The sequence below is a fragment of the Acinetobacter sp. ANC_7634 genome, from assembly GCF_056779875.1.
This window is the reverse complement of sequence record NZ_JBWYIT010000009.1, coordinates 1-11,385: the sequence shown is the minus strand read 5'-3', so window position 1 is coordinate 11,385 and position 11,385 is coordinate 1. Positions and strand designations below refer to the sequence as shown.

At 38.5% G+C, this 11,385-nt stretch carries 14 protein-coding genes; 9 read left to right on the top strand and 5 right to left on the bottom strand.

Going from position 1 to position 11,385, the window contains the following annotated elements; genetic code table 11:
• Window positions 1–27: 27 nt before the first annotated feature.
• From rluB to AC1M9A_RS10060, 3 genes are read right to left on the bottom strand one after another with little or no spacing between them, the layout of a single operon-like run.
• The gene (rluB, locus tag AC1M9A_RS10070; RefSeq protein WP_081403293.1) at window positions 28–1,194 is read right to left on the bottom strand and encodes a 23S rRNA pseudouridine(2605) synthase RluB; all 1,167 of its coding nucleotides are present in this window, start codon (window positions 1,192–1,194) and stop codon (window positions 28–30) included.
• Window positions 1,195–1,235: 41 nt separating this feature from the next.
• Window positions 1,236–1,826 carry an SMC-Scp complex subunit ScpB gene (gene scpB / locus AC1M9A_RS10065; protein ID WP_035269219.1) on the bottom strand — a complete coding sequence of 197 codons (591 nt, stop codon included), beginning with the start codon at window positions 1,824–1,826 and terminating at the stop codon, window positions 1,236–1,238.
• A complete protein-coding gene (locus AC1M9A_RS10060; protein WP_035269217.1) occupies window positions 1,823–2,614 on the bottom strand; it encodes a segregation and condensation protein A in 792 nt (263 codons plus the stop codon). The genes scpB and AC1M9A_RS10060 overlap by 4 nt, the downstream gene beginning before the upstream one ends.
• Before the next feature lie 281 nt (window positions 2,615–2,895).
• On the opposite strand from AC1M9A_RS10060, the gene AC1M9A_RS10055 reads away from it, so the two are divergent.
• Window positions 2,896–3,165 carry a hypothetical protein gene (locus AC1M9A_RS10055; RefSeq protein ID WP_481607899.1) on the top strand — a complete coding sequence of 90 codons (270 nt, stop codon included), beginning with the start codon at window positions 2,896–2,898 and terminating at the stop codon, window positions 3,163–3,165.
• Between the two features lie 18 nt (window positions 3,166–3,183).
• A complete protein-coding gene (locus tag AC1M9A_RS10050; protein WP_481610176.1) occupies window positions 3,184–3,627 on the top strand; it encodes a GNAT family N-acetyltransferase in 444 nt (147 codons plus the stop codon).
• Between the two features lie 32 nt (window positions 3,628–3,659).
• Here AC1M9A_RS10050 and AC1M9A_RS10045 read toward each other — a convergent pair whose 3' ends face one another.
• Both AC1M9A_RS10045 and AC1M9A_RS10040 read right to left on the bottom strand, forming a co-directional pair.
• On the bottom strand, window positions 3,660–4,277 hold the full coding sequence (locus AC1M9A_RS10045; protein ID WP_035269212.1) for an L-threonylcarbamoyladenylate synthase: 618 nt from the start codon (window positions 4,275–4,277) through the stop codon (window positions 3,660–3,662).
• Window positions 4,278–4,358: 81 nt separating this feature from the next.
• Window positions 4,359–5,021: an elongation factor P hydroxylase gene (locus AC1M9A_RS10040; RefSeq protein ID WP_180028321.1), complete on the bottom strand. Its 663-nt coding sequence runs from the start codon at window positions 5,019–5,021 to the stop codon at window positions 4,359–4,361.
• A gap of 97 nt (window positions 5,022–5,118) precedes the next feature.
• Between AC1M9A_RS10040 and AC1M9A_RS10035 the strand changes: the two genes are divergently transcribed.
• The 7 genes from AC1M9A_RS10035 to AC1M9A_RS10005 form a co-directional block, all read left to right on the top strand.
• Window positions 5,119–5,676, top strand: a complete 558-nt coding sequence (locus tag AC1M9A_RS10035) for a YceD family protein (RefSeq protein ID WP_179999015.1) — start codon at window positions 5,119–5,121, stop codon at window positions 5,674–5,676.
• Between the two features lie 77 nt (window positions 5,677–5,753).
• Complete coding sequence (gene rpmF / locus AC1M9A_RS10030; RefSeq protein ID WP_035269206.1) at window positions 5,754–5,939, top strand: 50S ribosomal protein L32; 186 nt, start codon at window positions 5,754–5,756, stop codon at window positions 5,937–5,939.
• 213 nt (window positions 5,940–6,152) lie between these two features.
• Window positions 6,153–7,139, top strand: coding sequence for an ACP S-malonyltransferase (gene fabD, locus AC1M9A_RS10025; protein WP_481587231.1), 987 nt, complete (start codon window positions 6,153–6,155; stop codon window positions 7,137–7,139).
• Window positions 7,136–7,870: a 3-oxoacyl-ACP reductase FabG gene (gene fabG, locus AC1M9A_RS10020; protein WP_481589204.1), complete on the top strand. Its 735-nt coding sequence runs from the start codon at window positions 7,136–7,138 to the stop codon at window positions 7,868–7,870. The genes fabD and fabG overlap by 4 nt, the downstream gene beginning before the upstream one ends.
• Window positions 7,871–7,954: 84 nt before the next feature.
• Window positions 7,955–8,191, top strand: coding sequence for an acyl carrier protein (gene acpP, locus AC1M9A_RS10015; RefSeq protein ID WP_035269198.1), 237 nt, complete (start codon window positions 7,955–7,957; stop codon window positions 8,189–8,191).
• A 197-nt stretch (window positions 8,192–8,388) separates the two neighbouring features.
• Window positions 8,389–8,862: a peptidoglycan-binding protein LysM gene (gene lysM / locus AC1M9A_RS10010; RefSeq protein WP_481590517.1), complete on the top strand. Its 474-nt coding sequence runs from the start codon at window positions 8,389–8,391 to the stop codon at window positions 8,860–8,862.
• Between the two features lie 653 nt (window positions 8,863–9,515).
• Window positions 9,516–11,385 (top strand): GA-like domain-containing protein (locus tag AC1M9A_RS10005; RefSeq protein ID WP_481610127.1); only part of this gene is annotated, 1,870 nt, incomplete at its 3' end.

Sequence of the window (11,385 nt, the reverse complement as noted above, 5' to 3'; positions counted from 1 at the left end):
GAGCGGTTTTTTTAGGGATTTAAAAAATTAGAACTTCTTAAAGCCTTTGTTAATACCAAAAGGTTTGCGTTGACCAAATTTATTTTCATTACGTGGTTTGTAATCAACAGAATTGCCGTTTACTTCACCTTTGTTTTCAGGACGCTTATTGCGGAAATCCTGATTTTCAGTGCGAGGGGCACGATTGTTGAATCGATTCTCAAAGCCTTCTTGACGTGGCGCACGTGCATTGAAACGGTTTTCTGAGCCTTCTTGACGCGGTGCGCGATTGTTAAATCGATTATCACTGCGGCTTTGATCAGCACCACCTTGACGGAAGTCACGGCGTGGTTCTTGATGCTCGCCTTCGTCACGGCGTTGTTGGCGTAAATAACCACCACGACGTGCTGCAAGTGGTTTCTCTTGCATACGTTCATTGCGGCGTTTCGCCATACCGTAAAGACCAGTACCTTGGCGTGGTTTGAGCTCAACAGACTTAGTTAAGTTATCAATGTCATTTTTATCAAGTTCAATCCAACGACCTGTACGTAATTCTCGTGGCAGAATGACTGTACCATAACGTGTACGTAATAGACGGCTGACTTTCAAGCCTTGTGATTCAAAGATGCGGCGTACTTCACGGTTACGTCCTTCTTTTACAACCACTTGATACCAACGGTTAATCCCTTCACCACCAATTTCAGAGAATGACTCAAATTTTGCTGGACCATCATCGAGCATGACACCATCTGTCATGTTCTTTTTCAGTTGAGGGGTCACTTCACCCATCACACGTACAGCGTATTCGCGTTCAATTTCACTAGATGGATGCATTAAGCGGTTTGCAAGCTCGCCATCGTTTGTGAAAAGTAATAATCCTGTTGAGTTGATATCTAAACGACCAACCATGACCCAACGATCACCCGGAATTGATGGTAATTGATCAAATACAGTTGGGCGATTTTCAGGGTCGTTACGTGAACAGATTTCACCTTCAGGTTTGTAGTAAATCAATACACGACGACGGATTTCATCTTCAATTTGGAACTGTACTTTACGACCATCGATACGAAGCTCATCGGTTGGTTCGATACGTTCACCTACTTGAGCAACTTGACCGTTGACACTAACACGACCGGCAGCAATGACTTCTTCCATATAGCGGCGAGAGCCCAAACCTACACGTGCCAATACCTTTTGCAATTTTTCACTCATAACAGCATAACCTTAGAAATAATCATCAACAGTTCACCTATTTACGACTTGGGTGCGTGAGCATCCAATGCCATAAAAGCTTCCTTGGCATCCTGTAGGGGAGGCAGTTGATTTAAATCACTTAAACCAAAAGCATTTAAAAATTGTGGCGTTGTAACCAACAACGCGGGTCTTCCTGGAAGTTCCCGGAAACCAGACTCTTTAATCCAGTTCCAATCGAATAACGTTCTGAGTTGCTGACTGTTATTCGTGACTCCTCGAATTTGCTCAATATCGGCTCGGGTAACGGGCTGATGATAAGCAATCACTGCTAGAGTTTCTAACAATGATGGTGATAATTTAGTTGGACGTTCTGGCCAAGTTTGTGCAATCACTTGTCGATACTTAGCACGAACTTGAAAGCGAAAACCTTGAGCTGTTTCAGTCAGCTCAATTGAACGACCGTGTTGTAACACTGCAAGCTGTTGTAAATAGGCGCGCAGTTGTTGTTTGGAAAATTGGTTTTGAAATGCCTCTTTTAAGCGTGCAATAGAAACAGGCGCTTCACTGGCAAAAATAATAGCTTCGAGCTGCATGAGCACTTCGTGGTGTAACTCATCAACTTGAAAGGAGTTTGATTGATCAATGGTCATATCATTACCCCTTGAATTGCCAGCGGGGCTTCAATACCTGATGCAATAATTTGAACTTTTTGCTGACGTGTTAGCTCTAATATTGCCATAAACGTCACCACTAACCCCATGCGACCTTGACTTGGTTTTAAAAGTTGATCAAATTTCAAAACCTCACCTGATTTTGTCATCTGTTCAATATAGGCAATACGTTCTTCAAGCAAAACAGGTTCTTGAGTAATCTGGTGTGTAACAGGCTCTGGGCGATTAAAAATACAAAACATAGCATCGCGCAGAAGAGAGGCTTCATAACCTTCATTTACTGTATTAATTTGTCCAAGGCTAACGTTGGGTAGAAAAGTATCACGGTCCAAAATAGGCATTTGACCGAGACGCTCAGCAGCTTGCTTGATCCTTAAATATGTCTCTAAACGATCTATTAATTCTTGTTTTGGATCTTTTTCAATTTGAATTGATTTAGGTTTAGGCAGCAGTAAGCGTGATTTTAAATCTGCTAATAAAGCCGCCATCACCATATAATCTGCGGTCAACTCAATATTGAGTGACTTCATACTGTCAATATATGACAAATATTGCGTTGCAATCGGAGCTATATCGAGCTGAAGTAGATCGAAACCGTTTTTTTGGATGAGGTAAATTAAAAAGTCGAGTGGTCCTTCGAAATGTTCTAATAGAATTTCGAATGCTGCAGGCGGTATATATAAATCTTCAGGAATCGTATCTTGCCACTCATCTAAAACACGGATGTGTGGAAGTGCGTCCATGGGATTATGGATAGCTTGAGTCATTACAATTATTAGCCACGCGAATTTTCAAAAGCATGTTGGGCGATTCAGGAGATCACATATCGAAATCAGTAAAAGGACAGTGATTCGAATAGCATAAAAACAATATGGGTATTCTAAATTAAATCGAGTGCTGAATATATCTTTATCCGCAGTTTTACGATAAAAAATTTGAAATAAATAGGTAGTATTTTTTAAGGTTATATAGATATATTTAGTGTTTTAACTAATAAATGTAAACTGGTATTCATTGTTAGCGTGTATTCGACGAGAAGTAAAAGAGTATGAATAATTTTCAAAAAGTAGAACAAAATGTATATGAACAAAGTGTAGGTATAAAAGTTCACTCATATACTCACCCTATAGACTCATTCAAAGCGTTGAGTGGAACGTATGTAAATTTATATCCCTTAAATTTAATTCAAAATATTGAAGAGCTTGCAAGAGATCTATTCCCACTCAAGATTACAGATGAGTTTATTTCAAGCTTTACCTATTTGCCTTACGATGCGCCAACTTCGATTGAAGATTTGTCATATAAACTCTCATCGTAATTTGGTACACAAGGGAATATTTATTATGTTATTCGCATAGCGAAAAAACCAGTGGGGTGGATCGCATTGATGAATATCGGGTTGGATGATGGAGTGGTTGAAATTGGGAATGTATACTTCTCAGCAGATTTAAAACGGTCTAGAGCTGCTACAGAAGTATTATTTTTACTGTTGAATGAGTGTTTTACTTTAGGATTTAGGCGTATAGAGTGGAAGTGTCATGAGTTGAACTTAGCTTCCAAAAAAGCCGCGCTACGATTCGGTTTTCAATATGAAGGAATGTTTAGACAACATAAAGTGGTCAAGGGAAGAAACCGAAACACGCTTTGGTTTTCAATGTTGGATGAAGAGTGGCTGACTTTAAAAGAAAGTTATTTAGCTTGGCTTGAACCAAGCAACTTTACGCAAGAGGGTCAACAAATAAAGACCCTCCAAGTAATTTATAAAGAAAAATCAGCGTAAATTAAATAAAGCGAGATGAATGGTGAGGCATTTTACTCAAAAGCACTCACATCACCCACGCCACGGCGGATAATTTCAGGTTGACTTCCTGAGAGATCAACAATACTTGTTGTTGTTAATGTGCCAAGTCCACTATCAATAAAAACATCAATTCTTTTACTTAATTGTTGTTCTATTTCATATGGATCATCCAAAGGCTCAGTTTGACCTGGAAGAATCAGGGTGCTGGTGAGTAAAGGCTCACCCAGCTCTTTAAGAAGCATTTGACAGACTGGGTTGCTCGGTACACGTAAACCAATGGTTTTCTTTTTGGGGTGCATCAAGCGACGAGGGACTTCACTTGTCGCTTGCAAAATAAAGGTGGTAATCGCAGGTGTATTATTTTTAAGCAGACGATAAGTTGCATTATCCACTTTTGCATACGTTGCAATATCTGAGAGATCCGCACATAAGATCGCATATTGATGCTTAGCACCAAGATCACGGATTTGAGCAATTCGTTCCATTGCTTGCTTATTACCAATTTGGCATCCGATGGCATAGGCCGCATCTGTTGGATAAACCACGACATCGCCTGCACGTATTCTTTCTACTGCTTGAGTAATAAGTCGAGATTGTGGATTGTCAGGATGTACTCTTAAATGAAGCATTTTATTTTCTCCTGATTATTTTTTCGTATTATTGCGTGCATAGACATTCACTTCAATGTCATGAATATATATTTACTAGACTTAATCTAGCGATGCACGAGAAAATTCATCCAAATGTAATGTTTTGCCACTTCTGAGACACTTACAGATGCACTGAATAAAGTGTTGAGCATCTCTTGGAAGCTGAGCGTCACCTGAAAAATAGCGCTGTACTTGAGCATAAACATTGTCTTTAAAAGACTGTCCATCACCACCTTCACCCGTTAAATTGTCCAGAGAAACGCGGAATTTTCGACCAAAGGCTGTGGCAAACATCCATTCTATTGCTTGAGGTTTAATTTCGACTTGTTCAAATAGGGCTTGTTGTTCAGCGGTTCGACCATCTGGTGCATACCAGTAGCCAAGATCAGGAAGAGTGCGACGATGATCTCCTGCGATTGTCCAATGACTTATTTCATGTAAAGCACTATTGAAAAATCCATGTGCGAATTGGATGCGAGCGGGTTGTTGGTCTGAGGCAGGGAAGTATTCAGGTTCAAAGTCGCCTTTGACTAATGTGACATTTAAGTGGGAAAACCAATGATTAAAGTGTAAGATAAGCCAGTCTACCTGTTGAGCTTCTGTTTGCAGATTTACCCAAGGTGCGAGTTGCACGCGGTCTAAGTGATCGGTCAAATTTGAGGTCGAAGGATAGTGTAACTGTAATGAAGTTGTGACTTCAGGTTGCGGCTGCAACTGATGCATGACTTGATTAACCCAAATGATCTGTCTGAATAAGTGCAAAATTGTATCTTAATCTTTGACAGAGTACTTATGAATTTGTAGAATTGCCGCCTTAATTATGTCAGCAAATACCTTTCCGGCACAGATTGAGCCGTTTAAATGGGCTGAACAGGGCTTCACATGGTCAGGTACACTGCCATTGTCGCGCTTTGTTCGTATATCCCGTGAAGCTGTTGGGTCAATTGATAATCAATTGATCAACATAGACTGTAAGCTATCAATGGATGCGTATCATCGTATCGTTTGGCTTGATGGTAGTGTTGAAACGAAGGTTCCAATGGAATGCCAACGTTGTTTGGATACTGTTGAATTACCTCTCGAATTGGACTTTCATCTGGCTTTAGTCGATGATGAGTCACTGATAGAGCGCTTGGATGAGGATGCTGATTTCATCGTCTTAGGTGAGAGTGAAGCAACGACAAAAGGTTCATTTGATGCACCTGCAACCGCTGATTTACTTTCTCTCATAGAAGATGAATTGTTATTGTTGATTCCTTTGTCGCCAAGACATGAGTCTTGTGAGCATAAGCATCAACCTGCCCAAGAAGAAGTTGTTGAAGAAAAACGAGATAATCCGTTTGGTGTTTTGGCAGCTTTGAAGGGTAAACTTAACTAATTTTTGTGTTATACTCTTAGGTATAAGACAATCGAATTTGTTCTGATCCATTTTTTCGATCTTTGTAAGGAGCCATCATGGCCGTTCAGCAAAACCGTAAAAGTCGCTCTCGCCGTGACATGCGCCGTTCACATGACGCTTTAACCGAGAATGCATTAACAGTAGACCAAACGACTGGTGAAACTCACCGTCGTCACCACGTAACTAAAGATGGTGTCTACCGTGGTCGCCAATTATTCGCTAAAGCAGCTGATGCTGAATAATTGGTGATGTATTAAGCGTCAAGCTTAGTAGAAAAAATGGGAGCGTAAGCTCCCTTTTTTTATTTCTATTTTTTGTTGTATTTGGCAATTACCAAAGCTTTTTTTTAATGATAAATTTCGCTCCATCAAATCAGTTAAGACTTGAGTTTGATGTTCAAGATGATCGAAATTAATCAAAATTGAATAGTCAAGCTCTGAATAAAGGATTTTTATATGTCTGCTAAACGCCTCGAGCAAGCCGTTCTTGCGACCAAAACTGCATTTGTTTTTCCTGGACAGGGTTCTCAAAAAGCAGGAATGTTAGCGGAGCTTGCAGAACAGTTTAGTAGTGTGCAAGAAACGTTTGCTGAAGCTTCTGAAGCACTCGGCTTTGATTTATGGCACATTGCGCAAAGTGGTGAAGGGTTAAACCAAACTGAATTTACACAACCAGTACTGCTCACAGCAAGCATTGCTTTATGGCGTGTATGGTTAGAGCTTGGTGGTGTCGTTCCTAAATATTTAGCGGGACATTCACTGGGTGAATACAGTGCATTGGTTGCTGCAGAATCTTTAAGCTTAAAAGATGCAGTTAAATTGGTGAACTTACGAGGTAAGTTGATGCAAGATGCTGTCCCTCAGGGGCAAGGTGCTATGGCTGCGATTCTTGGTCTTGATGATGCTAAGGTTGTAGAACTGTGTGCTCAAGTCACCGCTCAAGGTGAGGGTTCGGTGGAGGCTGCAAACTATAATGCACAGGGTCAAGTTGTGGTGGCAGGTGATACTTCACGAGTTGAAGCGTTAATAGCTTTGGTAAAAGAGCAAGGTGCAAAAGCAATTGCGTTACCAGTATCAGTACCATCACATTGTTCATTAATGAAGCCAGCGGCAGCAGAGTTTGCCAAAGCTTTAGCAGATGTTGATATTCAATTACCTCGCATTCCAGTGATTCAAAATGTCAATGCACAAGTGGCTGACAGTGTTGATGAATTGCGTACAGCGTTGACATCACAACTTTATCAGTCTGTCCAATGGACTAAAACACTTCAAGTATTGGCTGATCAAGATGTGAGCTATGTTGTTGAATGTGGTCCTGGGAATGTATTAACAAATTTAGCAAAACGTCTAGCACATGTTGAAAAAGCATTGCCTTTAGATACTAAATCTCGTTTAGAAGATGCTTTAAATACTGTATTAGTTGCAGAAGGGAAAATTGCATGACGCAGGAACGTAAAGTCGCGTTAGTGACAGGTGCAAGCCGTGGTATTGGTGCTGCGATTGCACAACAGCTGATCGAAGATGGCTTTTTTGTTGTAGGTACGGCTACATCTGATTCTGGTGCTGAAAAATTATCTACACAATTTGCTGAACATGGTGCAGGAAAAGTACTCGATGTTCGTGATGGAGCTGCAATTGATGCACTCATTACAGATATTGAACAAAGTTTTGGTCCTGTACTTGTTCTTGTGAATAATGCAGGTATCACAAAAGATAATCTACTGCTTCGTATGTCTGAAGATGATTGGGATGATATCCAAAATATTCATCTTAAAGCAGTGTTCCGTCTCTCTAAACGTGTATTGAAAGGTATGACGAAAGCGAGATTTGGACGAATTATCAATATTAGTTCTGTCGTTGCGCATTTTGCAAATCCAGGTCAAGCAAATTATTCAGCTGCGAAGGCTGGGATTGAAGCTTTTAGCCGCAGTTTGGCTAAAGAAATGGGCAGTCGTCAAATTACTGTCAATAGTATCGCGCCTGGCTTTATTGCAACTGAGATGACTGAACAGTTAAGTGATGAAATTCAGAAAAAAATGAGTGATCAAGTGGCATTGAACCGTTTTGGTCAGCCTCAAGATATCGCAAATGCAGTAAGTTTCCTTGCTTCTGATAAAGCAAGTTACATTACTGGTACGGTATTACACGTGAATGGCGGTTTATACATGGCGTAATGCGATGTATAAACTTTCAAATATATCAAGATTCAATTAAACTATAGGCATTATACGCCGCCACAAGCAATGAGGAGAATTCCTGTGAGCGATATCGAACAACGTATCAAACAAGCAGTAGCTGAACAACTTGGCTTAAAAGCTGAAGAGATTAAAAACGAAGCATCTTTCATGGATGACTTAGGTGCTGACTCTCTAGATCTAGTTGAGCTTGTAATGTCTTTCGAAAATGATTTCGACATTACTATTCCTGATGAAGACTCTAACGAAATTACAACTGTTCAATCTGCTATCGATTATGTAACTAAGAAATTAGCTTAATCATCAGATTCAGTTCTTTTCGAACTTAAAAGCTACCTTTATGGTGGCTTTTTTTTATTAAGGATTAAATTGCAATATTACATTAAGTTACCTTAAGTTTAAGAAAGATAACGGCGTTAGGTATAGTTCTTCTGTATAAAAATTAAGGGATCTAAATTATTTGATCACCAAACTGAAATAACAATAGGAGAATAACAATGGGTCTTTTTGATTTTGTGAAAGGTATTGGGAAAAAGAATACCGCACCAGCTGAGCAACAAGCTACACCAGCAACGCCAGCAGAGCCATCTGCTCAAGAAGTTGCGAATAAATTATTGGGGCATATTAAATCACTTGGCTTACCAGTAACAGGACTGTCTGTGACTTATAATGCAAGCAGTGATTTAGCGACTGTAAAAGGACAAGTGCAAACTCAAGCAGATCGTGAAAAGATCATCTTGGCTGTGGGAAATATTGATCATGTTGCTCAAGTCGATGACCAACTTACTGTTTCATCTCCAGAGCCTGAAAGTAAATTCTATACAGTAAAATCAGGGGATAATCTTTCAAAAATTTCTAAAGAGTTTTATGGTGATGCAAATCAGTACAACAAAATTTTTGAAGCAAACCGACCATTACTTAAAAATGCCGATGATATTTTCCCGGGACAGGTTCTAAGAATTCCAAACTAAAATATCAATGAATCTAAAAGACCGAGATTTAAATCTCGGTTTTTGATTTTAAAGTAACTTAATAACTTAAAACTGATTTTTAAATTATCAATATAAAACAATATTTTAACGGCTGGAAAATTTCTATAAATATATTTTAACTTCCACATTGCAATGGTGTTTTTGGCCATTTTTTAAGTTATTTCGAAGTAATAAGAATAAAAAAATTGAAATAAACTATTAATTCCAACCTTATGTTTTATATAGGAAAAATAAATTAGTAAAAATAAGTGTTTGAAAATAAATAAAATTTAATTTGTTTCAAGAGATAAAATATTGTTTCATTGGGTTTTATTATGTAACTTTAATTAATTAATAGTGTAATTTTGTTTCTGGTATTTTTTTGCAATATTTAAAAATTTTGTGTCTAATTTATATAAAAAGATAAATATTGATATTTTTTTCACAATTAATTTATAAATAGTGATTTTTTTCAAAAATTAATATTTTCAATAAAAACATTGCTTTAAGAATCTCGAATGGGGTGTAAAAATTTTTTTTTAACTATGAATTTTTGTTGATTTTCAACTGACTTTTTATGACGTTTACATTGATTCTCAATCTGATAAAAAAATAGAGGGTTAAAGAATATCTTAATAATACTGGGTGACGTCATGAAAAATTTAGAAATACTATCAAAAAACGATGGGGCGGTTTTAGAAAAGACTACTGCTAATAAAATCGTATTAAACCAGAACTCAATTGTGAAAATTGATGCATCAATCGAAGAGGTCTTAAACTTTCAGAAAGAAGGAAATTCTTTAGTTATTAATTTTAAAAATGGCGAACAATTAGTTGTAGAAAGTTATTTTGACGATCCCTTAAATAGTCATAATATTTTATTTAATGACAATGGTCAGCTTTATTGGGTTGAGTTCACAGATGCTGCCAATGAAATAGCTTCGACTATTAAATATTATCCAATTGATGATATTTCAGCACTTATCGCTGGAAACTCAAGTACAGCTTTGACAGGGTTAACTCCATGGTTAATTGCAGGGGGATTAGCTGCTGGAGTAGTTGCTATTGCAGATAATATGAGTGATTCTGATAAAAAATCTAATTCTGTATCGCCGGAACCAGAACCACCAATTAACGATGAATTAGAAGAAGCAAAACAGCTCGTTAATGATGCAGAGAAAGCTTATCAAGATCTTAAAGATTTGATTGAAGATAAATTAAATGATGGGTTAATTACTCCCGAGGAAAAAGCTGAATTAGAGGAAGCATTACAAGATGCGAAGGATGCTAAAGATGCTGCTCAAGATAAAGTCGATAACTTGGTAGATGGCGAGGCAAAATCTGATTTACAAGATCGACTAGATGATTTGGTTGATGAAGAGTTGCCAGCAATTAATGATCAAAATGGTGATGGTGTACCAGATGATCTCGAGCAAGCTTTACTAGATGCTGAAGAAGCTGTAGCCAATGCTGAACAAGCGTACGAAGCATTAAAAGATTTAATTTTAGAGAAGAATGAAAACGGCCTGATTACACCTGCTGAAAGAGCGGAATTAGATCAAGCTAAAGAGGCTTTCGAGAGTGCCAAAGCCTTAGCAGAAACTAAAACAAATTTATTACCAGAATCAGTTCAATCTCAAAAAGATGCTTTGCAGGAACGTCTTGAAGATTTAGTGGATATCATCCTACCTGAAATTAATGATGAAAATGATGATGGTATCGTAGATGATATCGCTGAAGCACTCATTGAAGCAGAGTTGGCTGTTGCGGAGGCAGAAGCAAAGTATGCAGCTGCTGAAAATGCTTTAACTGTTGCAAATCGTGATGGATTAATTAATCCAACAGAGCTTAATGCTTTACAGAATGCTTTAGAGCAGGCACAAATTGCTAAGTCAACTGCTCAAAGTAAAGTAAATGCTCTACCTGAATCTGTTCAGGAACAGAAAGATGCCTTTCAAAATCGATTAGATGATCTGACTGACATAAGTTTGCCTGCAGTAAATGACGCAGATGGTGATGGCATTGTAGATGGCTTACCAGAAGCGATTCAGGAAGCGCAGTCAGCTGTAGAAGAAGCTGAAGCTAAATATGCTGAAGCTCTTAATAATTTAGCTTTGGCTCAAAAAGATGGCTTAATTAACCCGCTTGAACTCAGTATTCTTGAACAGAAAGTACAGGCTGCACTTGATGCAAAAGAAGTTGCTCAAGATAAGGTAAATGTATTGCCAAATGGAGCGATTAAAGATGGTTTACAAGATCGTCTAGATGCTCTTGTAAATATTGACTTACCTGAAGTCAATGATGCAGATGGTGATGGCGTACCAGACGGCGAAGATATTACACTTGAAGAAGCAACAGAGGCAGTAGAGGCGGCTGAAGCAGCATATGCTGAGGCAGAGCAAGCACTAGCAGATGCGGAATCAGATGGTTTAATCACCCCAACAGAACTTACTGCACTGACTCAAGTACGTGATGATGCACTTGCTGCGAAAACAGAAGCACAAACAAAAGTGACAGCATTAC